Origin of the sequence: Aeromonas sp. R5-3, from assembly GCF_040908225.1 — a bacterium.
Taxonomy (GTDB): domain Bacteria; phylum Pseudomonadota; class Gammaproteobacteria; order Enterobacterales; family Aeromonadaceae; genus Aeromonas; species Aeromonas dhakensis.
In genome coordinates this window covers 166,405-190,390 of record NZ_JBFODH010000002.1, presented here as the reverse complement: position 1 = coordinate 190,390, position 23,986 = coordinate 166,405, and the positions used below count along the sequence as shown (strand labels likewise).

At 60.5% G+C, this 23,986-nt stretch carries 22 protein-coding genes and 1 riboswitch; of the genes, 10 read left to right on the top strand and 12 right to left on the bottom strand.

Going from position 1 to position 23,986, the window contains the following annotated elements:
* Positions 1-125 precede the first annotated feature (125 nt).
* Positions 126-1,121, bottom strand: coding sequence for a GTP 3',8-cyclase MoaA (gene moaA / locus AB5Y95_RS00860; RefSeq protein ID WP_368159340.1), 996 nt, complete (start codon positions 1,119-1,121; stop codon positions 126-128).
* Positions 1,109-1,248, bottom strand: a riboswitch (molybdenum cofactor riboswitch). Its footprint overlaps the gene before it by 13 nt.
* A gap of 79 nt (positions 1,249-1,327) precedes the next feature.
* On the opposite strand from moaA, the gene narQ reads away from it, so the two are divergent.
* The 3 genes from narQ (at position 1,328) to AB5Y95_RS00845 (ending at position 4,358) form a co-directional block, all read left to right on the top strand.
* Positions 1,328-3,040, top strand: a complete 1,713-nt coding sequence (gene narQ / locus AB5Y95_RS00855) for a nitrate/nitrite two-component system sensor histidine kinase NarQ (RefSeq protein WP_024942815.1) — start codon at positions 1,328-1,330, stop codon at positions 3,038-3,040.
* Positions 3,040-3,678: a two-component system response regulator NarL gene (gene narL, locus AB5Y95_RS00850; protein ID WP_005299317.1), complete on the top strand. Its 639-nt coding sequence runs from the start codon at positions 3,040-3,042 to the stop codon at positions 3,676-3,678. The genes narQ and narL overlap by 1 nt, the downstream gene beginning before the upstream one ends.
* 104 nt (positions 3,679-3,782) lie before the next feature.
* Positions 3,783-4,358: an LON peptidase substrate-binding domain-containing protein gene (locus AB5Y95_RS00845; protein WP_005299312.1), complete on the top strand. Its 576-nt coding sequence runs from the start codon at positions 3,783-3,785 to the stop codon at positions 4,356-4,358.
* A gap of 230 nt (positions 4,359-4,588) precedes the next feature.
* Here the strand turns inward: AB5Y95_RS00845 and AB5Y95_RS00840 are convergent, their stop codons facing one another.
* Both AB5Y95_RS00840 and AB5Y95_RS00835 read right to left on the bottom strand, forming a co-directional pair.
* Entirely contained in the window at positions 4,589-6,685 is a 2,097-nt protein-coding gene (locus AB5Y95_RS00840) for an ATP-binding protein (RefSeq protein ID WP_368159338.1), read from the bottom strand.
* An 18-nt stretch (positions 6,686-6,703) separates the two neighbouring features.
* Positions 6,704-7,888: an FIST signal transduction protein gene (locus tag AB5Y95_RS00835; protein ID WP_123245891.1), complete on the bottom strand. Its 1,185-nt coding sequence runs from the start codon at positions 7,886-7,888 to the stop codon at positions 6,704-6,706.
* A gap of 112 nt (positions 7,889-8,000) precedes the next feature.
* Between AB5Y95_RS00835 and yvcK the strand changes: the two genes are divergently transcribed.
* Positions 8,001-8,912 (top strand): uridine diphosphate-N-acetylglucosamine-binding protein YvcK, encoded by a 912-nt coding sequence (gene yvcK / locus AB5Y95_RS00830; protein WP_005299302.1) that lies wholly within the window; start codon positions 8,001-8,003, stop codon positions 8,910-8,912.
* 51 nt (positions 8,913-8,963) lie between these two features.
* On the opposite strand, the gene AB5Y95_RS00825 is transcribed toward yvcK, so the two are convergent.
* From AB5Y95_RS00825 to lpcA, 3 genes are all read right to left on the bottom strand, one after another.
* Positions 8,964-9,299, bottom strand: coding sequence for an Hpt domain-containing protein (locus AB5Y95_RS00825; RefSeq protein WP_005299299.1), 336 nt, complete (start codon positions 9,297-9,299; stop codon positions 8,964-8,966).
* Positions 9,300-9,618: 319 nt separating this feature from the next.
* On the bottom strand, positions 9,619-10,398 hold the full coding sequence (locus AB5Y95_RS00820; protein ID WP_279460807.1) for a class II glutamine amidotransferase: 780 nt from the start codon (positions 10,396-10,398) through the stop codon (positions 9,619-9,621).
* 153 nt (positions 10,399-10,551) lie between these two features.
* Positions 10,552-11,130 carry a D-sedoheptulose 7-phosphate isomerase gene (gene lpcA, locus AB5Y95_RS00815; protein ID WP_005299294.1) on the bottom strand — a complete coding sequence of 193 codons (579 nt, stop codon included), beginning with the start codon at positions 11,128-11,130 and terminating at the stop codon, positions 10,552-10,554.
* Between the two features lie 245 nt (positions 11,131-11,375).
* On the opposite strand from lpcA, the gene fadE reads away from it, so the two are divergent.
* Both fadE and AB5Y95_RS00805 read left to right on the top strand, forming a co-directional pair.
* Positions 11,376-13,832 (top strand): acyl-CoA dehydrogenase FadE, encoded by a 2,457-nt coding sequence (gene fadE / locus AB5Y95_RS00810; protein ID WP_368159336.1) that lies wholly within the window; start codon positions 11,376-11,378, stop codon positions 13,830-13,832.
* 165 nt (positions 13,833-13,997) lie between these two features.
* Positions 13,998-15,515 (top strand): HD domain-containing phosphohydrolase, encoded by a 1,518-nt coding sequence (locus tag AB5Y95_RS00805; RefSeq protein ID WP_005299285.1) that lies wholly within the window; start codon positions 13,998-14,000, stop codon positions 15,513-15,515.
* 94 nt (positions 15,516-15,609) lie between these two features.
* Here the strand turns inward: AB5Y95_RS00805 and AB5Y95_RS00800 are convergent, their stop codons facing one another.
* Together AB5Y95_RS00800 and dnaQ are read right to left on the bottom strand one after the other, a co-directional pair.
* On the bottom strand, positions 15,610-16,878 hold the full coding sequence (locus AB5Y95_RS00800) for a TIGR03503 family protein (RefSeq protein WP_368159335.1): 1,269 nt from the start codon (positions 16,876-16,878) through the stop codon (positions 15,610-15,612).
* On the bottom strand, positions 16,875-17,609 hold the full coding sequence (dnaQ, locus tag AB5Y95_RS00795) for a DNA polymerase III subunit epsilon (RefSeq protein ID WP_005299278.1): 735 nt from the start codon (positions 17,607-17,609) through the stop codon (positions 16,875-16,877). Before dnaQ ends, AB5Y95_RS00800 begins: the two co-directional genes overlap by 4 nt.
* 52 nt (positions 17,610-17,661) lie before the next feature.
* Here dnaQ and rnhA point away from each other — a divergent pair, with 52 nt between their 5' ends.
* Complete coding sequence (gene rnhA, locus AB5Y95_RS00790; protein ID WP_117403938.1) at positions 17,662-18,126, top strand: ribonuclease HI; 465 nt, start codon at positions 17,662-17,664, stop codon at positions 18,124-18,126.
* A 43-nt stretch (positions 18,127-18,169) separates the two neighbouring features.
* Here the strand turns inward: rnhA and AB5Y95_RS00785 are convergent, their stop codons facing one another.
* Positions 18,170-18,892: a methyltransferase domain-containing protein gene (locus AB5Y95_RS00785; RefSeq protein ID WP_005299274.1), complete on the bottom strand. Its 723-nt coding sequence runs from the start codon at positions 18,890-18,892 to the stop codon at positions 18,170-18,172.
* 71 nt (positions 18,893-18,963) lie between these two features.
* Here AB5Y95_RS00785 and gloB point away from each other — a divergent pair, with 71 nt between their 5' ends.
* Entirely contained in the window at positions 18,964-19,728 is a 765-nt protein-coding gene (gene gloB / locus AB5Y95_RS00780) for a hydroxyacylglutathione hydrolase (RefSeq protein ID WP_024942821.1), read from the top strand.
* Positions 19,729-19,798: 70 nt separating this feature from the next.
* Entirely contained in the window at positions 19,799-21,346 is a 1,548-nt protein-coding gene (locus AB5Y95_RS00775) for a LysM peptidoglycan-binding domain-containing protein (RefSeq protein WP_054545192.1), read from the top strand.
* A 65-nt stretch (positions 21,347-21,411) separates the two neighbouring features.
* Here AB5Y95_RS00775 and AB5Y95_RS00770 read toward each other — a convergent pair whose 3' ends face one another.
* On the bottom strand, positions 21,412-22,257 hold the full coding sequence (locus AB5Y95_RS00770; protein ID WP_005299265.1) for an endonuclease/exonuclease/phosphatase family protein: 846 nt from the start codon (positions 22,255-22,257) through the stop codon (positions 21,412-21,414).
* A gap of 111 nt (positions 22,258-22,368) precedes the next feature.
* Between AB5Y95_RS00770 and AB5Y95_RS00765 the strand changes: the two genes are divergently transcribed.
* On the top strand, positions 22,369-22,593 hold the full coding sequence (locus AB5Y95_RS00765; protein WP_005299261.1) for a hypothetical protein: 225 nt from the start codon (positions 22,369-22,371) through the stop codon (positions 22,591-22,593).
* Between the two features lie 6 nt (positions 22,594-22,599).
* Here AB5Y95_RS00765 and yciA read toward each other — a convergent pair whose 3' ends face one another.
* Together yciA and AB5Y95_RS00755 are read right to left on the bottom strand one after the other, a co-directional pair.
* The gene (gene yciA, locus AB5Y95_RS00760; protein ID WP_024942822.1) at positions 22,600-22,998 is read right to left on the bottom strand and encodes an acyl-CoA thioester hydrolase YciA; all 399 of its coding nucleotides are present in this window, start codon (positions 22,996-22,998) and stop codon (positions 22,600-22,602) included.
* Between the two features lie 148 nt (positions 22,999-23,146).
* Positions 23,147-23,959, bottom strand: coding sequence for an NAD-dependent epimerase/dehydratase family protein (locus tag AB5Y95_RS00755; RefSeq protein WP_368159332.1), 813 nt, complete (start codon positions 23,957-23,959; stop codon positions 23,147-23,149).
* Between the last annotated feature and the right edge of the window lie 27 nt (positions 23,960-23,986).

Here is a 23,986-nt window from a genome sequence, read left to right as displayed (position 1 = left end):
TAAACAGGGGGGATTCTTGCGCTGGATCAAACCCTTGGCGCAGGAAAGAACAACGGGGGCAAGACAAAATACCCCCATTTGAGGATTGCTTATTAATCGATGGCTATTTTTTCGAGCGAGGTCGCTCAGCCACCGATGGAGGCCAGATGCGGGGTCATGCCGGCATTGCCTTCGTGCAGCCTGTGGGTCGCCGCCTTGCCGGCAAGGGCGCTGCGGATCCGCTGCTGCAATTCATCCTGCTGGCCGTCATCCGTCAACAGATCACGCAGCTCCACCCCGTGATCGCCGAACAGGCAGAGGTGCAACTTGCCGAGGGAAGATACCCGCAGCCGGTTGCAACCGGCACAGAAATCCTTGCTGTAGGGCATGATGAGTCCGACCCCACCCATCGACTCCGGATGCATGAATACCTGGGCGGGGCCATCGTCGTCGCCACGCAGCTGCTGCAACCAACCGGCATCGAGCAGACGCTGTTTGATGAGCGCCCCGCTGGCGTGGTGATCGCGAAACAGGGTATCCATCTCGCCAGTCTGCATCAATTCGATGAAACGCAGCTCGATGGGTTGGTGCTGGATCCAGGCCAGGAAGGCATCCAGCTGATGGTCGTTGAGACCCTTGAGCAACACGGCGTTGATCTTGACCGACTTGAAGCCGGCGGCCAGCGCAGCTTCGATCCCCTCCATCACCTCCGCCAGCTTGTTCTCGCCGGTGATCTGGTGAAACTGACGCGGATCCAGGCTGTCGACGCTGACGTTGAGGGCGGTCAGGCCCGCATCGAACCACTCTTTGGCCCGCTCTTTCAAACGATACCCATTGGTGGTCATGGCCACCTTCTCGATGCCGGGGGTATTGGCCACCGTCTTTATGATGGCGGTGAAGTCCCGGCGCAGGGAGGGTTCCCCGCCGGTCAGACGCACCTTGCGAGTGCCCATGGCGGCAAAGCCACCGACGACGCGGCGGATCTCTTCGAGAGAGAGAAAGGGCTGGCGCCCCGCCTTGCCACCGGCCGGTGGCCGATAGCCATCCGGCAAACAGTAGGTACAACGAAAATTGCACACGTCGGTGACCGACAGGCGCAAATAGTAAAAACGACGGGAAAAACCATCTTGCAGTGTCGACATAAACACCTTTCCAAATACGGGAGGCCAGGGCATTTCTTTCCTGACCCTTACAGCTCGAACATCGGCTGACGGCGGTTTCCCCCTATCATGAGGACTTAGGCAAAACCGCTCGGAGTTCATCTAGTTTTTCGATGCTAGCACAAGTTGGAGTACACTCCCATGCTACTTTGTGGGGTTATTGTCTGCAGTGAAGGAAGAGAGCCGGCATGGGAAAGTGGTTCAAAGTACATTCGGTCAGCAGCGCCATTGGGCGCTCCATGGTGCTCATCCTGTTCATGGCGAGCCTGATCGCCGTGGTGGCCATGGTGACCCTGTTCTATTCGGTGCCCGATGCCAAGGCGATCAACCTCTCCGGTTCCCTACGGATGCAGGCCTACCGGATGGCCTACGAGATTGAACAGGGCCAGCAGGTGCTGAGCCGGCTCGATCAGTTCGAGCAGACCCTGCACGCCGCCGAGCTGCAGGAGACCCAGCGCTGGATCACGCCAGCCTCCCTGCGTCGCACCTACGGCGAGGTGCTGCAGCAGTGGCAGGTGATGCGCGAGCACATCGAGAATGCCACCCCGCGGCGCTATACGGATAACACAGAGCAGTTTGTCGCCGCCATCGATGACTTCGTCAACCAGATGCAGTATCACGTGGAGTTCAAGGTGCGCATGCTGGCGCTGGCCGAAGGGCTGGGGCTGCTCTCCATCATCACCATCGCCTGGTTCACGGTGCGCTTTACCCGCCAGCAGGTGGTGGCCCCGCTCAACCAGCTGGTCTATTGCGCCCGCCAGATCCAGCGCCAGGAGTTCGATCTGACCCTACCCCCCCGCTGCGAAAACGAACTGGGTGAGCTGTCAGGGGCCTTCGTCACCATGGCCGATGAGCTCGGCAAGCTCTACCGGGAGCTGGAGAGCAAGGTGGAAGAGAAGACCGCCAAGCTGCAACAGGCCAACGACACCCTCTCCTTCCTCTACAGCACAGCCCAGAAGCTGCACGCGGCGCCGCTGAGCCGGCGCACCCTGCTCAAGCTGCTGGAGCGGGCGGCGGCCCACCAGCACATCGACTACATCCGGCTGACCCGTTTCGAGCACAACGCCATGCCGGACTACATCACCGGCCGCAAGGGTTGGCCCGGCGATCTGGAGGCGGTGGTCAGCTTTTATCTGCAGATGGACGAGCAGGAGTATGGCCGGCTCGACGTCATCAGCAGCCACCCCATCGACGAGCGGCTGATGAAGAACTTCTCCATGCTGCTGGCCCAGGTGCTGCACAAGGATCAGACCCTGCTGCAACACCAGCGCCTGCTGCTGATGGAAGAGCGGGCCGTCATCGCCCGCGAGCTGCACGACTCTCTGGCCCAGGCTCTTTCTTATCTCAAGATCCAGGCTACCCTGCTCAAGCGCTCGTTTGCCAAGGGGGATACCGCCAAGGCCGAAGCCGCCATGCAGCAGATCGACGAGGGGCTTGGCAGCGCCTACACCCAGCTGCGCGAGCTGCTCGGCACCTTCCGCCTCAGTATTGGTGACGCCAATCTCGGCGAAGCCATCAAGGTGATGCTGGAGCAACTCAAGCCGCAGACCCAGGCCGATATAAGGCTCCATTACGGTCTGGCCGATACCGACCTCGAGGCGGGTCAGCACATTCACATTTTGCAGCTGATCCGTGAGGCAGTCCTCAATGCCATCAAACATGCCAGCGCACAAGTGATTGATGTTAGCTGTGAGACCCTCGCCGATGGTAACATCCAGGTTCAGATTTCAGATGATGGTGTCGGAATAGGGATCGCAAGCTCGGCGGTCAACCACTACGGCCTGAGCATCATGAACGAGCGTGCCAACAAGCTGCATGGCCTGCTGACCATCAGTGAAAGGCCGCCCAGAGGCACCTGCGTACATCTGACCTTTCCCACCAGCCTAACAAGAGACGCCTGATGGACGAGATGAAATATAGTGTTCTGGTCGTGGATGACCATCCCCTCATGCGCAAAGGGATTGTGCAACTGCTGGCACTGGAAGAGAACATCGAGGTCGTCGGTGAAGCTTCCAATGGTACCGACGCCGTCGCCATGGCCAAGGAGTCCGAACCGGACCTGATCCTGCTCGACCTCAACATGAAAGGTCTCTCGGGCCTGGACACCCTCAAGGCGCTGCGCGCCGAGGAGGTGACCTCCCGGGTGGTGATCCTGACCGTCTCCGATGCCCGTCAGGATGTGGTGGCCCTGCTCAAGGCCGGTGCCGATGGCTACCTGCTCAAGGACACCGAGCCCGATATGCTGCTGGCCCAGCTGGCAGACGTGATGACCGGCAAGCAGATCCTGAGCGAACCGCTGCGCCCCTACCTCGAGAACATCTACGAGCTGGATCACCTGCAGCAGAAGCTGGAGAGCTTAACGCGTCGCGAAATGCAAATCCTGCGTGAAATTGCAAAGGGCCTCTCCAACAAACAGGTCGCCTCCGTGCTCCATATTTCCGAAGGCACGGTCAAGGTTCACGTCAAGAGCCTGCTCAAGAAACTCGAGGCGCAAAGCCGCGTGGAAGCGGCTGTCATGTACCTGGAGCAGCGCAACTAAGCCCCCTTTTTACCCAGCCAAAGCCACCGTCCGGTGGCTTTTTTTATCCTCTGGCACAGTCGCTGCATTGTCCTGTTCAGTAACAACTGAATGGAGGATGGAACATGAAACTTCAACCTTTGGCACTGTTCCCCTTGCCTTCCCACATCCTGCCTGGTGGCAAGCTTCCTCTGCGTTTGTTTGAGCCGCGCCACCTGCAGATGCTCAAAGAGTCATTCATCAATGACCAGGGGTTTGGCATCGTGATGGAAGAGGCAACCACCTCGGGCAAGTCGGGTCGGATCCTGCCGGTCGGCACCCGGGTCAAAGTCACCGACTTTTACACCCTGAATGACGGCCTGCTTGGTGTCACCGTGCTCGGCATGGAACGATTCTGCATCCACGAGATGGAGACTGACGAGCTGGGTCTGCGCCGGGCCAAGGTCGAGGCCCTGCCCAACTGGCCGAGCACCCACTCCAATTTCAGCGACAAGCCGCTGGTCACCCGATTGCAGGAAGTGTTCGAGCAATATCCGGAGCTCGACGAGCTCTATCCGGACAAGCGGTTTGACGATGCAGCCTGGCTCTGCCAACGCTGGCTCGAGATCCTGCCGATGCCGATCTATGAGAAGCAGATGTTGATTGCCAAACAAAATAGCGAAGCGGCTCGTCAATTCTTGCGCCGACTGATCGCACAGTGAGTCAATTCGGGCTTTGCAAAATGCAAATATTCCGATAATGAAAATGTCAATTTCGCATTTTGCAAATTGCAGGACGCAATAAAAACCGATAATCGCGCTGCAAGCCCTGTAAAACCGGTTCTGAAAAGTTGGCACGACTTTTTCATATAGAATCGTACAACCCGATTTATCCCGTGCTCTCTTCAGTATTTGCTGAAGAATTGGTCAACCACCCAGGTTGACCATTTTTTTTAGCTGCGATTCGCTGATGCGGGATGAAAATGGCGTTGCAGGCACTCTCGCAGCCGCATCAGACTGATGGGCTTGGCCAGAAAATCATCCATGCCCTGCGCCAGGCAACGGGCCCTGTCTTCCGCCATGGCGTTGGCCGTCAGCGCCACTATGGGCATGCGGTAACCCAGCTCCCGCAAGCGGCGGGTCGCCTCCAGTCCATCCATCTGCGGCATCCGCATGTCCATCAGAATGAGGTCCGGCTGTTGCTGCGCGACCTGCGCCAGCGCCTCCAGTCCGTTGGCGGCCACTCTGACCCGGCTCACCAGCTTCTGCAGCATAAGCGAGACCACCAGCTGGTTGACCGGGCTGTCCTCCACCACTAGCACATCCAGAGCCTGAATGGGCTGCTGATCCGGCTCGGGTCGGCTGCTGCACTCGCATGGCAGCGCCATGCCCGGCAAATCGAACCAGAAACAGCTGCCCTCGCCGGGGGCACTGCGCAGATGGATGCTGCCCCCCATCAATTCCACCAGCCGCTTGCTGATGGCCAGCCCCAGTCCGGTGCCGGAGAAACGGCGGGTCGCCGAGCTGTCCACTTGGGAGAAGGGCTCAAACAGCAGGGCCTGATCCTCGGCCGAGATGCCGATCCCGGTGTCGGTCACCGTCACCCGCAACTGCTGATCATGCCACTCCAGCTGTAACAACACCCGACCCGTGCTGGTGAATTTCACCGCGTTGCCAAGCAGGTTGCTGATCACCTGGGAGAGTCGCACCGGATCCCCTTGCAACTGTGCCGGCACGGCCTCATCGACCTGCCAGCGCAGGTCGATGCCCTTGGCGACAGCCCGTGCCAGCAACGGCTCGATGAGGGACTGGCAGAGCTGGGCCGGCTGCAGCGTCTCGCAGTGAAACTCCAGGGTGTGAGACTCAATCTTCGAAAAATCGAGTACGTCGTCGATGATGGTCTGCAGCAGGCGCGCCGCATGGGTGGCATGGCCAAGCAGCGTCTGCTGCTGGGGTTCGAGCTGGGCGTGTTGCAGCAGATCAAGCATGCCCAGCACCGCGTTCATGGGGGAGCGGATCTCATGGGTCATCATGGCCAGAAACTGCGACTTGGCGCGGTTGGCAGCCTCCGCTTCGTCCCGCGCCCTGGCCAGCTCCTGCTCACGGCGGATCTGGTTGCCCACATCCCGCGCCGTGCCGCGATAGCCGATGAAAACACCGGCCCCGTCGAAACAGGGTTCGGCGTTGATCTCCATCCAGCACGGCCCCCGCGCCAGGCTGACCTGCACCCGCACCGCCCGTACCGGCAGGTGCAGGCCGATGAGCCGGCGGTACTTGCCCCATTCGGGATCCCGCCTGTCATAGGCGTAGTCGTAGAGACTCTGGCCAGTCTGATGCACCAGAATCTCTTCCTGCTGGCCAGGGGCCGAGACGTAGCTCAGCCTGTGCTCGGTATCCGTCTCCCAGAACCAGTCGGAGGCCATGCCGGCAAAGCTGCGAAAACGCAGCTCACCCGCCTGCAACGCCAGGGTCTTGAGTTCAACCTGCTCCTGCAAGCGGGCCCGATAAGCGATGTTGACCAATGCCTGGGAGATGAGCGGCCGGCAGCGCTGCATGGCGGCCTTGCTCTTGAGATCGAAGGTGCCCATCAGGGAGTGGCGGCAGATGAGCACGCCGGAGAAACCGGGGGCCCGCAGCCCCGTCATCATGACGCTGGCCCAGCCCGTCACATCGGCCAGCGGCGCCAGCTCGGGCAACTGGGTCGGGTCATAGATGACCAGGGTCTCCCCCTCGATAGCCCGGGAGAAGATAGGAGTCAGCTGCCAGGGGCGGCCCACCTCCCCCTCCTGGGTGCTGAGGTGGGTCAGCCCCCCCTCGCCCTCCCAGGCCACCACATCCGCGTGTTCGAAGCCGATGAAGGGTTTCAGCACCTGGATAAGGCTGTCCAGCACCTGCTCCAGCGTCTGGGCATCGGCCAGGGTGGCCACCCCGCACAGCAGGGTTTGCGACTCCTGCCGGTATTTGGCCTCGCGCTCCCGACAGCGCACCAGCTCCACCAGGGTGGTCTGCAGCTTGTCGCCAAGGGCTTCCAGTTCCGTATTACCAATCATCTTGTTTCCAGCGCAGTGTCAGCTGTCGAGAAAGATCACACTCGATATCATCAGGTTGCCGTGTGCCAGCTCACCGTGTGGCAGACGTCCCTGCTCACCGAAGGTGAACGGGGTGATGAAGGGGATGTCCCCCAGCCGGGTATGAAATTGATCGACAAATTGGCATAAGCTATCACCAAGAGCCAAGCGGCAACCAGCACAAAAGATCACGAGGGCACCAAACGGCTGCATCTCGGTGGCCATGCCGTACTCTGGCTCGATGCGGGTCGCATTCAGACAGCGCTGCAACAGGCCCTCCTGGCTGCTGTACATCAGCAGCAACCGCTCCCCGACCTGAGTATCGGTAAAGAGGCGCAATCCGCCACCTTCTGTCACGGCTTCGGGGTGGGAGAGTTTGTAATAGGGCATGTCATCCAGGGTGCCAACCTGCCTCGCCAGCGGAGACAAGGTGGTTTCCCGCAGGATGGGCCCCACCGGCCAGGGCGTCGTGCGTCCAGTCCAGCGGGCATAGACGGTGGCGGCCGGTTTATCGTCGATGGTGAGGATCTCCCGTCCTGCCAACGCCGTGATGATGCCGCGCTGTTCGGTGGGGACATAGCCAGAGTGGAACTGGAACGCCAGCTGGCAATCGGGATAGAGCACCGCCAGCACAACCCCCTCGCGAGTACTGCCCTCGTCCCAGCACAACTGCCACTCCCCGCTCACGCTGTTGTCGGCAGCGGAACCGCCGACCACCGGCACCGTTGTACCCAGCTCGGCTTCGATGCTCTCCAGCATCGCCTCCTCCTGGCCCGGGCTTGCATGCAACAAGATGAGCTGCGGTAACTCGCCGGGGCGACCCCCGTCAGCAATGGCGCTGCGCAGCAGCTGGCGCACATCGACGGCAGCCCCCGCCTGACCCGCCACACCGTAGGCGCCCTTGTCATCGTAGATGGCCGCAACCGCCACCCCCCGCCCCTGGCGGGCATGGTGGCCGGTCTGGGTCATGACCCCGCCGCAGGAGCTGCAACCGATCAGCCGGGACGACGGGAACTGCTGTTTGAAATGATGACGCAGTTCCTCGGCATCATGAGCCTGAGTAAAATAGACCAACAACAGCGAAGGGGAATCGGGTGATTGAGCGAGCAGCCGCTCACTGATCTGTCGGGCAGCCAGCAGGGAGGTCTCTTCAAGAGAGTGAGCCGTCAGAAAGTTCAACACCATCTCCTAGTTGTGCATGATGCTGGGGGTAAGCAAAAATCATACCTTAATCAAACAATTATCCCGTTTCATCGACTAGAATGCTCTCAATCGAGACCAACCACAGGACAGCCGCATGTGGCAGAAGAACATCAATGATTTTGACCGGGTCGTCGCCATCGGTGGCGGCCATGGCATGGGCCGCGTGCTCTCGTCCCTCTCGTTCCTGGGATCGCGCCTGACCGGCATCGTCACCACCACGGATGATGGCGGCTCCACCGGACGACTGCGCAAGAGCCAGGAGTGTATCGCCTGGGGTGATCTGCGCAACTGTTTGAATCAACTGGTCACCGATCCCAGCATCGGCAGCCTGCTGTTCGAGTATCGCTTCGCCGGTCGTGGTGAACTGGCCGGCCACAACCTCGGCAACCTGATGCTGCTGGCACTCGACAACCTCTGCGTGCGCCCTCTTGATGCTATCAAGCTCATCAGCGACATGCTGAAAATAGAGTCACAATTGTTACCCATGTCTGAATTTCCCACCGACCTGTGTGCCCACACCGTCTGTGGCAACCAGATCCTGGGGGAAGTCTCCATCGATCAGCTCGATACCCCGCCGCTCTCACTCAGCCTGAGCCCCGAGGTACCAGCCACCCGCGAGGCGGTACAGGCGCTGGAGCAGGCCGACATGATCATTCTGGGCCCCGGCAGTTTTCTCACCTCCATCATGCCCCCGCTGCTGCTGGCGGAGGTGGCGCAGGCCATCAACGAGAGCAACGCCATGCTGGTGTTCATCTGCAATCTGGTGGCGGAGAATGGCCCGGCTGGCCAGCTCAGCCTGCTCGATCAGTGGCGCTGGCTGGAATCACGAGTCGGTACGGGACGGCTCGATGCCATCCTGGCTCCCGCAGGAGAGTACCAACCTGAACTGGCTGGCAGGTTGATCCAGGCCGATCTGGGTGAAGCCGCGCTGCCCCATCGCCATGATCGCCTGAAACTGAAACTGGCCCTGGACAGGGTGATCCAGCAACTGGTCAATCAACGCTAGCGGGCAGGTTGAGTCTGACAAGTCCGGCGCCCATGCGCCGGCTGCCCGGGCTCAATGGTAGTTGGCAAGGTGGGAGAGCACCTGAGGCAGGGATTGTTCCAGCTCGTTGAGCAGACGGGCGACCTCGGCCCCATCCGCTTGCTTGCAGGCGAGCTCCAGTGCCATCACCTGCTGATAGCTGACTTGAGCACCGTAACTGCCACAAGAAGACTTCATGCTGTGGGCAAGCCGGGCCAGAGCCGTCCAGTCCTGACGCTCATAGAGCGGGCGCAGTTGAGTGAGCTGCTCGCCCACCTCCTCGATAAACACCGAGATCACCACCGGCATCATCTCCTGGCCGATATCTTCCGCCAATTGTCGCAATACCTTCTGATCCAGCCACTCCATTTCATCATCCTCCCGTGGTATTCAAACAGACCATACTATAGATGCCCGGCATGGTACCGTCACGTCTGCTTCCCTACCAACAATTAGACCCGCACGGGGCATAGGATGAAAAACGTGATCGAGCTCGCCTAACCAGACAATAGATGGCCGGATTGCAACATAATGGTTGCCAATAAATTAACAATTAAATAACAATGACAGCCGTGAGAATGATGCAACTCAGCAACACCTCTCTCATCCCTTTTGCCTGTATGGCTGCTGCGAAGAACCAGGGTAGGATTCTACCCTGGTATTTTTTTACATTGAGATCAGGATGTTATCACTTCTGAACGGCAGACACCCGCTCACCCAGCCGAAACAGGTTGAACTCGCCAGGCGCCATCCTGACCCAGTCTTCATTACCGGTCAGCGGCCGCGTGGCAATCAGGGTCACCACATCGTTCGGGGTTGTCTCGCTCTGAAAATCGATGGCGACATCCTCATCCAGCAGACGTGCCTCCCCGAATGGAGCTCGCCGGGTCAACCAGTAGAGGTTGTTGCTGCAATAGGTCATCACGAACTCCCCATCCGACAGCAACATGTTGAATACCCCGAGGCTACGCAGCTCGTCGCACAGGGTCGCCAGATAGCGGAACATGGCGGGGAAATTGGCAGGGCGCCTGGGGTATTTCTGCTCCAGCCGCTCGAGCAACCAGCAGAAAGCGTGCTCGCTGTCGGTATCCCCCACCGGCCTGTGCCGCCCGGTGGCCAGCTTCTTGTAGCCGGTCAACTGGCCGTTGTGGGCAAAGGTCCAGTAACGGCCCCACAGTTCGCGGGTAAAGGGGTGGGTATTTTCCAGCGACACACAGCCACGGTTGGCCTGGCGGATATGACTGACCACGGCGCGGCTCTTGATGGGCAGCGCCTGCACCAGCCTGGCGATGGGGGACTGGGCGCTGGGTTCGGGATCCTTGAAGGTTCGAAAGCCCTTCCCTTCGTAGAAGGTGATGCCCCAGCCATCCTTGTGGGGTCCCGTCTTGCCGCCGCGCAGCATCAGGCCGGTGAAACTGAAGCAGATATCGGTCGGCACATTGGCACTCATGCCGAGCAGTTCGCACATAGGCTGCGGGCTCCTTGCTTACTTGATCGTTGCTCGTTCAAGGGGTCGCCCGGCAGGGAATGCAGAACCTTGCCGACCGACCTCTTGCACCGGATCACGCCGGCCGGAACATAAATCTGCAGGATTCAGCGGTTCCGGCGCGGGATCATATCCTTACTTGGCCATCTCTTTTTCGACCAGCTGGATCAGGATGTGGATCACCTTGATGTGCACTTCCTGAATGCGGTCGGCATAGCCGAAGTGCGGCACCCGGATCTCCACATCGGCCAGACCGGCCATCTTGCCGCCATCCTTGCCGGTCAGCGCTATCACCTTCATGCCCTTGGCACGCGCCGCCTCGATGGCCTTCAGGATATTGCCGGAGTTGCCGCTGGTGGAGATGCCGAGCAGCACGTCGCCACGACGGCCGACCGCTTCCACATAGCGGGAGAAGACGTAGTCGTAGCCAAAGTCGTTGGAAACGCAGGAGAGGTGGCTGGGATCGGAGATGGCGATGCCGGCGTAGCCGGGGCGGTTCTCGCGATAACGGCCAGTCAGCTCCTCGGCAAAGTGCATGGCGTCGCAGTGGGAGCCACCGTTGCCACAGGAGAGTACCTTGCCTTCCTGCTTGAAGGAGTCAGCGAGCAGCTTGGCGGCCGCTTCGATGTTCTTCAGATTTTGCTCATCTGCCAGGAACGCCTGGAGCACGCCGGCAGCTTCGGTCAATTCATTGCGGATCAGTTCTTGGTACATGATGTCTCTTCCAAAATATGGGCGGCGCCATTGTCGCACAAGCCAATCCCGGAGTCGCCCCCCGCCCGTCAAGATGGCGCAGGCACTACGTTATGCCGATCACAGAGCCAAGGTAACAAGCTTGTAAACAGCTTGATAAGTTTGTGCGTATGAATTACAACAGAGGCCATATCCAACAGGTCAGACCTCTGGATCAGTTAACCCCCAGTTCACCCAATTTCGGCAACTCATGCAAGGAGCGAAAAATGACGACGACCCTCACTCTGCTCGGAGTGATCCTGGTGATCGGCGCCATGGCTTATCGCCGGGCGTCTCTGTTCACCTCCACGCTTGCCACGGCGGCAGCCCTGATTGCCGGCACCCTTTATGGCCACGTTCCCCTGCTGGTCTGGGTGCTGTTTGCGGTGATCGCCATTCCCCTCAATCTGGTGGATTTTCGTCGCAATCAACTGACCAAGCCGCTGTTCAAACTCTACAAATCCATCATGCCGGAGATGTCCCGCACCGAGAAAGAGGCCATTGAGGCGGGCACCACCTGGTGGGAAGCCGACCTGTTTGCCGGCAACCCGGACTGGAAAAAGCTGCACGCCATCCCGGTCAGCACCCTCTCTGCCGAAGAGCAGGCCTTTCTGGACGGCCCGGTGGAAGAGGTGTGCCGCATGGTCAACGACTGGGAAGTGACCCATGAGCGGGCCGATCTCTCCCCCGAGGTGTGGCAATACCTGAAGGACAACAAGTTCTTCGCCATGATCATCAAGAAGAAATACGGTGGCCTGGAGTTCTCCGCCTACGCCCAGTCCTGCGTGCTGCAAAAGCTGTGCGGCGCCAGCGCCGTGCTCGCTTCCACCGTCGGCGTGCCCAACTCGCTGGGCCCGGGCGAACTGCTGCAACACTATGGCACCGATGAGCAGAAGAATTACTACCTGCCGCGTCTGGCGGTCGGCAAGGAGATCCCCTGCTTCGCCCTCACCAGCCCGGAAGCGGGCTCTGACGCAGGCTCCATTCCCGACTTCGGGATAGTCTGCAGGGGCGAGTGGGAAGGAAAAGAAGTACTCGGCATGCGCCTGACCTGGAACAAGCGCTACATCACGCTTGCCCCCATCGCCACCGTACTGGGCCTCGCCTTCAAGTTGCGTGACCCCGAGCACCTGCTGGGTGACGAAGAGGAGCTTGGCATCACTTGCGCCCTCATTCCGACCCACATCAAGGGTGTCGAGATCGGCCGTCGCCACTTCCCGCTCAACGTACCGTTCCAGAACGGCCCGACCCGCGGCAAGGACGTGTTCGTCCCCCTCGATTTCATCATCGGCGGCCCGGCCATGGCCGGTCAGGGCTGGCGCATGCTGGTCGAATGCCTGTCGGTCGGACGCGGCATCACCCTGCCCTCCAACAGCACCGGCGGCGTTAAGATGCTGGCCCTGGCGAGCGGCGCCTACAGCCGCATCCGCCGTCAGTTCAAGCTGCCCATCGGCAAGATGGAAGGCATTGAAGAGCCGCTGGCCCGTATCGGCGGCAACGCCTACATCATGGGCGCTGCCGCCAAACTGACCGTGACCGGTATCGATTTGGGCGAGAAACCCTCGGTCATCTCCGCCATCGTCAAGTACCACCTCACCGATCGTGCCCAGAAGTGCATCATCGATGCCATGGACATCCACGGCGGCAAGGCCATCTGCATGGGCCCCAACAACTACCTGGCCCGTGGCTATCAGGGCGCGCCCATCGCCGTCACGGTGGAAGGGGCCAATATCCTGACCCGCAGCATGATCATCTACGGTCAGGGCGCCATCCGCTGCCACCCCTACGTGCTGCCCGAAATGCTGGCGGCCAGCCACCCGGATCAGGAGCAGGCCCTCAAGGACTTCGACAAGGCGGTATTCAGCCACGTCGGCTTTGCCATCAGCAACCTGGTGCGCAGCTTCTGGCTGGGTCTGACCGGTGCCCGCTTCGCCGCCGCGCCGTTCAAGGATCAGACCAAGGGCTACTACCAGCAGATCTCCCGCCTCTCCGCCAACCTGGCGTTCCTGTCGGACATGGCAATGGGCACTCTGGGTGGCGAGCTCAAGCGTAAAGAGCGGGTCTCCGCCCGCCTCGGCGACGTGCTGAGTCAGCTCTATCTGGCCTCCAGCGCCCTCAAGCGCTATCAGGACGAAGGCCGCCAGCACGCCGATCTGCCGCTCTTGCACTGGGCGCTGCAGGATGCCCTGTTCAAGGCACAGGAGGCGATCGACGAGCTGCTGCGCAACTTCCCGAACCGCTGGATTGGGCTGGCCCTGCGCGTCATCGTGCTGCCACTGGGGCGCGACCTGAAACGTCCGAGCGACAAGCTGGACAACCAGGTAGCCCGCCTGCTGCAAACCCCGAGCGAAACCCGCAGTCGACTGGCTCAGGGTCAGTATCTCACCCGTGAAGAGGGCAACCCCTTCGGTCTGCTGGAGCAGGCGCTGGACGACGTGCTCTCTGCCGAGCCGCTGTTTGAGAAAGTATGCAAGGCTGACGGCATCAAGCGTCCGTTTATGCAACTGGACAAGGTAGCGGAAGCAGGTCTGACGCTTGGGGTACTCAACCAGACCGAAGCGGACCTGTTGCGCCGCGCCGAAGAGAGTCGTCTGCGCACCATCAACGTCGATGATTTTGATCCCATCGAGCTGGTCGCCAACAAGGCCCTGTTCGAGCCATCGGCCTATCACAGAGCCGCCTGAGCGCCCGATAGATAGTCAAACGCCTCCCAAGTGGAGGCGTTTTTTATGGGGCAGGATCAGGATGACGACAAAGAGATTTCACAGATCAAATTTTATTTCCCAATAAGTTTCCTATCCTTAGTGAAGCAGTTAATGTAAGCACAGGATCCCAAACAGGATTGCATGATGGATGACCAAATCCTGATTATTGACGATGACGATCTGCCCCTTCTCGACGACCAGCAGGCTGGATGGAAGGTGATGATTGTGGACGATGAGCCCGAAGTACATCGCATCACCAAGATCACCCTGAGCAAGTTTGAATTCGATAATAGACCCATTGAATTTTTGCATGCTTATTCAGCCGCTCAGGCCAAGGAGCTGCTCGCCAAGACCCCGGACGTGGCCTTGCTGCTGCTGGACGTGGTCATGGAGGTCGATCACGCCGGTCTCGATGTGGTCAAATTCGTGCGTGAGGATCTGCAAAACAAGATGGTGCGCATCGTGCTGCGTACCGGTCAGCCGGGCCAGGCCCCGGAAGATGACGTGGTCAGCAACTACGACATCAACGACTACAAGGACAAGACCGAGCTCACCTCCCAGAAGCTGCGCACCCTGCTGCGAGCCAGCCTGCGCTCCTATCGCGACATCCGTACCCTCGAGAGCAACCGCCAGGGGCTGGAAAAGGTCATCGAGGCCTCCAAGGGGATCTTCGAGAAGCGGGCATTGCGGCAGTTTGTCGAAGGGGCCCAGGAGCAGCTCAGTGCCCTGCTCAATCTGGAAGATTCACATATCTATGATGTGAAGCAGTATGCCTACGAGGTACGGGATCAGATCCTGGAACCTCTGCTGCCGGGCCATCCGTCGCTGCGTCTGGCCGACGCTCCCGTCATCCTGCGTCAGGCCATGAACAATCGCGCCAACGTCTATGACGGCAACCAGATGGTGCTCTACTGCCAGAATCCACGCCATCATCTGCTGTTTCACATCGAGACCACTCGCCAGCTCAGCCAGATGGATACGGGCCTGCTCAGCCTGTTCACCGAAAACATCATAGTGGCGCTGGAGAACATCCGACTCAACGAGGTCATCGCCGACAACCAGCGCGAGATCATCTACCGCATTGGCGAACTGGTGGAGACCCGCTCCAAGGAGTCCGGCCTGCACGTCAAGCGGGTCGCCCTCTATACCGAGCTGTTCTGCCAGTTGCTGGGCATGAGCGAGGAGCAGAGCGAGCTCATCAAGCGCGCCTCTCCGCTGCACGACATCGGCAAGGTGGGCATTCCGGATGCCATCCTGCACAAACCGGGCAAGCTGACCCCGGAGGAGTGGGAGATCATGAAGACCCACGCCCAGCTGGGGCAGGACATGCTCTCTGGCAGCGATCTGGCGCTGTTCCAGATTGGTGCCACCATCGCCGGCAACCACCACGAAAAGTGGAACGGCAGCGGCTATCCCCGTGGCCTCAAGGGCGATGCCATTCCGCTGGAAGGGCGGGTAGTGGCGCTGGCTGACGTGTTCGATGCACTCGGCTCGGATCGCTGCTACAAGAAGGCCTGGCCGCTGGACAAGGTTCTGGCGCTGATCCAGGAGGAGAAAGGCCAGCACTTCGACCCCCAGCTGGTGGAGCTGATGCTGGCCAACCTCGATAAATTCCTCGAGATCCGCGAACAGCACAAGGATATATACGTCGGGGAACATTGAGCTGGATGGGTTGTTCAACCACCCCAATAATCTGCACATATAGAAAAAGCCGCCCTGACAGGCGGCTTTTTGCTGCTTGCTGTATTCCCCTCTCCTACTGTTCGGGCAGGTTGAGATCCAGCTTGGCCTCCGGCTTGGCGCTCTCGCTCTCGGCTTTTTGCGATGCCATGGCTTTTTTCAGCGCCCGCCGCTTTTGCAGCACGATGAAGCCCACGCCGCCGAACAGAAGCAGCAATAATATGCCAGCGCCACCCAGCAGCCAGACCAGCCAGCCGCCGCTCTCCTTTTCCTCGAATTTGACCTGGCTCGGAATTGCCGCCGAGGCTTCTGACGCGACAGAGGCGGCCGATGGCGGCGTTGCCAGCACCGGGAAGATATTGAAGGATTTGACTGGCAGGCTCACCTGAATTTCGCGGCCCAGCCGGGTTGTGCCAAACAGGGTAGCCGTCACCTCATATTGGCCGACTTCCTTGATGGCGGAGAGATCCACCTCCACCTTGTGTTCGGTGGCCACCGCATTGAACGGCATGCTGGTCCCGACCGTGCTGCTCGCCTTGCCCTGGATCACCACGGAAGCGGGATCCAGTTCATCCACGTCGATCAGGAAGGAGAGCTTGGCCCCGAACTCCTGGGAGGGAGGCGCCAGGGAGTAACTGACAGGTAGCGGATAGATCAGCACATCCTGATAGCGGGCACGGGAGAAGACCTGATTGCCTGTGCTGTACATGGCCCGGTATTTCCCGGCAGGCACATCCAGCACCGCCTCGGCGGTCATGATGCCGTCGCCTGGCACCTCGTCGAGCCCCTTGCCATCGTCACGATAGTGACCGAGCACCTCATCGACCACCGGCTCCCCCTCCGGCTTGGCGTCATTGAAACGCTGCAATCGCACCGTCATGCCGAGATCGGACAGGTAGTAGCCATCCTTGGGGGGCGCGTCGTCGATCAGCAGCCAGGATTTGAGCTTGACCTTCTCCCCCTGATAAAGCTGGGTCGGCAACTGATCGGTTTCCAGCTTGATGTTCGACAGCAGGCGCACCCGGTTGTCGGGGTCCACCTCGCCAATGGCCTGCCAAGGGCCCGGCATGGGATTGCGGATGGTGATGAGATCCTGATCCTTGAGCGCCAGCCAGCCCACGTCGGGCGGCGTCACCTTGCTCACATAGAGCTTGCTGCCATCGGGCCGCACCAGGATCACCGACGGGGTGCCCGGCTTGCGCGTCACGATGAAGGTGATCTCCTTCACCCCGTAATCGATGCGAAAGCGATTATCGAGCAGGGGGATGTCGGAGGGGGCAAACACCTCGTTGGCCCCAGCCGTCAGCGAGGCCAGCAGCAACAGGCCGCCCCATAGCTTGCTCATTGCCGCCACAGGCAGGCTCCTCCCTTCTTCTGCACCAGATCCAGCCGCGCCTCGTGTACCGCCTCAACCTCGGCGCTGGCCCGGATCACCTTGAGCGGCGGACGGTTGCTCTCCAGCCGCCGGATACTGGTGTCCTGGTTGCTTTCATTCTCATTGCTCTCGGTGGCCAGGTTCAGTTTGGTCTGGCCACCCGTCATCAACAGGTAGACGTCTGCCAGGATCTCCGCATCGAGCAAGGCCCCGTGCAGGGTACGGTGCGAGTTGTCGATACCGTAGCGATCGCACAGCACGTCCAGGTTGTTGCGCTTGCCCGGGAACAGGTCCCGCGCCATCGCCAGGGTATCCGTGATGCCGCAGATGTCGGCGGTCTTAAAGTTGAGGCCGAGCTTGCTGAACTCATAGTCCATGAAGCTCACGTCAAACGGCGCGTTGTGGGCAATCAGCTCGGCGCCGCGGATAAACTCGATGAACTCGTCGGCAATCTGGCTGAACGACGGCTTGTCACGCAAAAACTCGTCGGTGATGCCGTGCACCTGGATGGCTTCCGGGTCCACCAGCCGGTCCGGCTTGATGTAGACGTGGAAGTGGTTCCCGGTCAGCTTGCGGTTGATCACCTCCACACAGCCGATCTCGATGATCCGGTGTCCCAGATAGACGGGGCCACCGGCCGTGTTCATACCAGTGGTTTCAGTATCCAGAATGATCTGGCGATTCAGTTGGGGTGTGCTCATGATCCAATCTATGTCAAACTTCGGCTTTACCCGCTAGTTTACCCCAAGCCTCATGTTAAAACAGATTGATTTGTATACGGATGGTTCCTGCCTCGGCAACCCGGGCCCGGGTGGTTATGGTGCCGTCATGGTCTACGGCAAGCATCGCAAGGAGATCGCCGCCGGCTTTCGCCTCACTACCAACAACAGGATGGAGCTGATGGCCGCCATCATGGGGCTGCGCACCCTGAACGAGCCCTGCCAGGTGCGCCTCACCACCGACAGCCAGTATGTGCGCCAGGGGATCACCCAGTGGATCATCGGCTGGAAGAAGAAGGGATGGATGACCGCCAACCGTCAACCGGTCAAGAACGTCGATCTCTGGAAAGCGCTGGATTCGGAAGTCAGTCGCCACCAGATCGAGTGGCTCTGGGTCAAGGGGCACTCCGGACACCCGGAGAACGAGCGCTGCGATGAGCTGGCCCGCGAGGCCGCCAGCGGCAAACAGCTGGCCGAAGATACCGGCTATCAACCCTGACCACCTTCCCCGCTGGCACATAAGCCTGCCCGGCGGCTGACGACTAGCCGCCCTGGCGCGCCATCCCCGGCGTGGCGATGGAACCCGGCAGACGCCAGCGACGGCGCACCGGTGTCAGGGGGAAGCGCCGTTTGCGCGCCGCTATCACGTAGACAGATGCAAACGGCCGACAGTAATCCCGCCCCACACTCTCCCGCCACCAGCCAATCCGGCTCTGCCTGCCCATGAACGAATAGCCGAAGCGCTCGTCAAACATCACCTCGCAGCCAAGCAGCTGCAACCAGTCGGTGACCCGTGCCGGGGTGAACATGCGGGCGGACCAGGGCAGATGTTGACGCAGGAAAGGCAGGCAGTGCCCGATGCCGACCAGACTGAGCGGATTGTAGCCGCTGACGATGATCCAGCCATCGTCGGTCAGTACCCGCTCCGCCTCCCGCAGCACTTGGTGCGGGTCGGGCGAAAAATCGAGACAGTGGGCCAGCAGGCAGGCATCCACGCTGCCGGTGCGTACCGGCAAGGCCAGCGGATCCCCCTTGAGATCCAGCAGGCGACCGCCAGGGGCGACCCCTATCTGGTGGCGAATGGAGGAGCAACCGCAGGAGAGCTCGGCGCTCAGCGCGCCAACCTTCAGCAGATGATAACCAAACAGATGCGGACACCAGCTGTCGAGTCGCTCCTGGATCTCGGCCGCTACCCAGTCCCCCATGGGCAGTGCCGACCAGCTGGTCGGGATCTCGATTTGTTGTTCGGTACGTGCCACCTGCATAATAGGGCTCAACTTGGGGTTCGAACGCCATCCAGTTATATAAGATACCCTCCATAAAGAGAAGCAGACTCATGTATCCAGTGATCACAGTTCCAGCCTTTAACGACAACTACATCTGGTTGATCCGACACGAAAATCACTGCCTGGTCGTCGATCCGGGCGAGGCCGCTCCCGTGCTGGAACGGCTGGCCGTGCTGGAGCTGCAACTGGATGCCATCCTGCTCACCCACCACCATCACGACCATGTGGGCGGCGTGGGTGAGTTGCTGGAACATTTTCCCCATGCCCGCCTCTATGGCCCCAAGCTTGACCCCATGCCGGCGTACCACGGCCAGTGGCTCGATGACGGGGATCAGATCAACTGGCACGGCCTGAGCCTCGAGGTGATCCACGTGCCCGGTCACACCCACGGTCACATCGCCTACCACGGTCACGGCATGCTGTTTTGTGGCGACACCCTCTTCAGTGCCGGCTGCGGCCGCCTGTTCGAAGGGACCCCGGCCCAGATGTTCGGATCGTTGCAGCGCCTCGCCGCCCTGCCTGATGACACCCTCATTTATTGTGCCCACGAGTACACCCTCTCCAACCTGCGCTTCGCCCACGCTGTCGAGCCCGACAACCAGGCGATCCAGCAACAGATCGGGCTGATCAGCAAGCTGCGCCAGCAGGGCCTGCCGAGTCTCCCCTCACGGCTGGGGGATGAGAAGCGCTTCAATGTTTTTCTGCGTTGCGAACAGGATTCCGTGAAATTTTCTGCTGAGAAACATGCTCTGAAATGCGTGGAAAATCCGGTAGATACCTTCACGATCCTGCGCCAATGGAAGGATGTTTTTTGAACAAACCTTGATCAGGGGGCCATTGCCCCTTATGATGCGAGCTGTTTTTCCCAAAGATGACCTGAGCGAGATGAAGGTACGAACGGCCTTATTGGCGGCGCTGTTTCTCAGCGGCTGCCAAAACCTGAGCCATCAGGATGACCGGGCGCTAACGGCAATCGAGCCGATCAAGTCCCCCCAAGTCAACAAAAAAGCGTATAAAAAACATTCTGCGCGCTTCCTGTTCGGTGACGAACAGATCGACGAACTGGATGACACCGATAACCTGTGGGTGCGTATCAGCGATGATATGCAGTTTGATCCGCAGGAGAACGACCGTGTCCGCCAGCAGCGTGATTGGTTGTTGCGCAATGATAAGCATCTGGCGACCATTGCCAGCCGGGCTGAGCCCTACCTGTATCTGATGGTAGAGGAAATCGAACGGCGTGAGCTGCCAATGGAGCTTATTACCATTCCCATGATCGAGAGCATGTTCGATCCCCACGCCCGTTCCCGCAGCAATGCGGTGGGTCTGTGGCAGTTCGTTCCTGCGACCGGCAAGAACTTCGGCCTGCGCCACGACAACTGGTACGACGGCCGCCGCGATGTACTGGCCTCCACCAATGCCGCGCTGGATTATCTGGAGTACCTGAACCGTTTCTTCGACGGCGACTGGTTGCAGACGCTGGCCGCCTACAATGCCGGTGAAGGACGGGTGCGCAACGCCATCATCCGCAATCAGAAGGCTGGCCGACCGACCGACTACTGGTCGCTCGATCTGCCTCGCGAGACCCGGATGTACGTGCCCAAGATCCTGGCCATGGCTGACATGATCCGCAATGCGGACAAGTACAATGTCACCCTGCCGGTGCTGGCCAACAAACCGCAACTGCGGGTGGTCAACACAGGAGGTCAGATCGACCTGAACGTGGCAGCCCAGCTGGCGGGCCTGCGCCCGGCCCAGCTGAAAGAGGTCAATCCGGCGCTGACCCGCTGGTCGACCTCGCCCAAGGGCCCCTATCGCCTGCTGGTACCGGTTGAATATGCCGATACCCTGGAGCTGGCCCTGGCCGACCTGCCGCAGAGCGAGCGCATCCGCACCCGCTCCTATCAGGTTACCAGTGGCGACACCCTCTCCCGCATCGCCCAGAATCACGGGGTGAGCGTGCAGCAGATCAAGCTGGCCAACAACCTGCGCAGCAACAACCTGCGCCGTGGTCAGACCCTGATGATCCCGACCAGCGGCAGCAAACAGGTAGTCAGCCAGAGCGTCCAGAGCAAGCCACAGCAGCTCGCCAGCCGTGGCAGCGGCAAGATCCAGTACAAGGTACGGGCCGGCGACAATCTGTGGAGCATCAGCCAGGCACACGGGGTGACCCATGACGAGCTGGCCAAGTGGAACGGTCTCAACGCCAAATCGGCCCTGAAACCGGGCATGAAGCTGGTGGTCTGGCCCAAGCAGGGCAAGGGTGGCAACAAGTCCATGGTCTATCAGGTGCGCCGCGGCGATTCCCTCTCCTCCATCGCAGCCCGCTTTCAGGTCGCCGTGATGGACGTGATGCGCTGGAATCAGCTGGGCAAGAGCGATTACCTCAAGCCGGGTCAGGAGCTGACCCTGTTCGTGAAGAACAACAGCTGATCGTTCATCACTTCATAAAAAAATACCCCGCCTGATACGGGGTATTTTTTTATCTGGAGCAGGGCTCAGGGGGTGATGGCCTGGGCCGCGAAACGGGCCACGATGGGATTGTGATCCGAGGCATCGGTCGCCGGGCTGCTCACTTCCACCAGATCCAGATTGCGGTAGTAGAGGTGATCGAGCGGCCGGCCGAAGGCGGTCCGGCGCAGATCCGGCATCGGGATCGCCTCCTGCAGCCCCAGATCGCTCACCAGCCGCTTCAGCCAGAACTCCCGCTTGTCGCTCCAGGTATTGAAATCCCCGGCCAGAATGACGGGCCCCTGGTGACGATGAATGAGGGCGGTCAGATCGTTGATCTGCTCGCGAAAGGTGGCCATCCCCAGCTCGAAATTGACCGCATGCAGGTTGACCACCAGCACACCGTCAGGATCCCCCTGCAACGGGTAGAGGCTGACCAGACCGGATTTGGGGATGCGCAGCAGCGGCTCGGGGGAGCGCACGCCGCACACGAACGCCTGCGGCGTCTTGGCGACCGTCATGACACCGAAGGAGACGCCGCCCTGAGTAAAGGCTTGCAATTGCTGCCACTGGAAATCACCGGCCTTGAGCCACTCCAGCATCTCGGGGCGGGTCGCCGACTCCTGCAACAGCACCAGATCCTGGGCCTTGGCATACTCGTCCAGTCCCTCGCGCCAGTTTTTGCGCTGACCCTTGTAGAGATTCCAGACGGTAATGCCAAACTCGCGGGGCAAGGCGGTGGAGGCCAGTGCCACTAGCGGCGGCTTCTGGCAGCTGGCGCCAGGGATGATGCCCTGCGCCGTGACCAGGTGATCCTGATCCGGCACCTCGAAACAGCCGACCAGTCCCAACGTCAGCAGCGACGTACCCAGAATGCGATAACTATTTTTCATTGGCTAACAACCACCTGCCTCTGCATTGTGTCATGACCATCCCAAACGTCATCGCTGCCGACTAGGCTCATAACTCGTGTCCGGCCCGGCTCATCCAGAAGGAATTCAACGATGGCGAGACAGCACCAGTACCGCGTGACGTTTTATGATCAACAAGGAAATTGTCATCAAGTGGAGCTTTCCACCGTCTATCAGATCAGACGGGATCCCCAGTGCGATCTCTGCCTGTTCGATACCCAGCAGTGCGTCGGCTCGGAAGAGATGCTGGAACGCATGATACGGCAAAAAACCGGGTTTGAGCAGGAAATATCCATCATCAATGCCCGGCTGATCTGACCCGGATCAGACCGGTACCGGGCGGGATTTTCCCTGTTCGTCGATGGCGACATAGGTGAAGATCCCCTCGGTAACGCAGTAGCGCTGGGCTTCGTTTTCACGCAGCACCGGCTTGACCCACACCTCCAGCTTCAGTCGCATGGAACTGCGGCCAATCTTCAGACAGCGTCCGTAGCAGCACACCACGTCGCCCACCTTGACCGGGCTGTGAAAGGTCATGCCCTCGACGGATACGGTACAAATACGTCCTTTTGCCAGCTCCTTGGCCATGATGCCCCCACCTATATCCATCTGGGACATGATCCAGCCCCCGAAGATATCGCCATTGGGGTTGGTATCGGCTGGCATTGCCAGGGTTCTCAGCAACAGTTCCCCATCGGGGTGACGTCTTGTATCTACCATCATTACCGCTCTCTCTATATGGATGGCGGCATGATAGGGGGCGAGCTCCCCCTTGGCAAACCTCAATTGCCCGTCAAACGGCAGGCCCGACCAAGGAGCGGAGCCGCCTGTGCCCCACCGCTATACCCACGCATAGCACCGGGCTGTATGCTTAGTGACCCTGGGCTGCCAGCTCGGCAAACCAGTGCGCCGGATCGGGCCAGCGATAGACAAACCCGTGCTGCTCGCAGATGCGCTGCCCCTCGACGGGAGCAAACCGGCCGACCGGCTCGATGAAGTTCGGGGCCGGCAGGCCAAGCTGGCGCGCGGCAAAGGGATAGAACTGCTCCCGGCGCGGGTGCACTGGCGCACTCAGGTTGTAGGCATCCCCATCCTTGCCCTGTTTCAGCAGCAGCAGGCAGGCGGCCACCACATCATCCAGATGCACCAGGTTCACCGCCTGGCCGCCCCCCTCCAGGGTCTTGCCCGCCAGGAAACGGCCGGGATGGCGCTCTGGCCCGTAGAGCCCGGCCGGGCGCAGCACCATGGAGCATGCAATGCCGGCCCCCATCGCCGCCTGCTCGGCGGCCAGCATCCGCATTCCGCGCTCGTGGGCAGGCATGGGGTGTTCATCCTCCCCCTGCCCCGGCGCCCAGACCGAGGTGGCGCTCACGAACAGCAACCGCTGCACGCCGGCCCCCTTAGCCAATTCAGCCACCCGCGCGATGGCGGTCGGATAATCCTCGACCTTGCTCGGCGGCACGCAGATCACCAGCTCGCGGCAGCGAAACGGCAGGACCGCCAGCCCGGAGCCCAGTTGCAGCGGCCAGGCCTTCACCCCCTCTGCTGTCAGCTGCGCGGCTTTTTCGGCCGAACTGACCGTCACCGCCACCTGGCGGCCCTCGGCCTGCAGCGCCCGGGCCAGCGGCAGTCCCAGCCAGCCTGCCCCCACGATCCCGGTCTGGTATTCACGCTCTGTTGTCATGACAAAATCCTGGCAAAAAAAAAACGG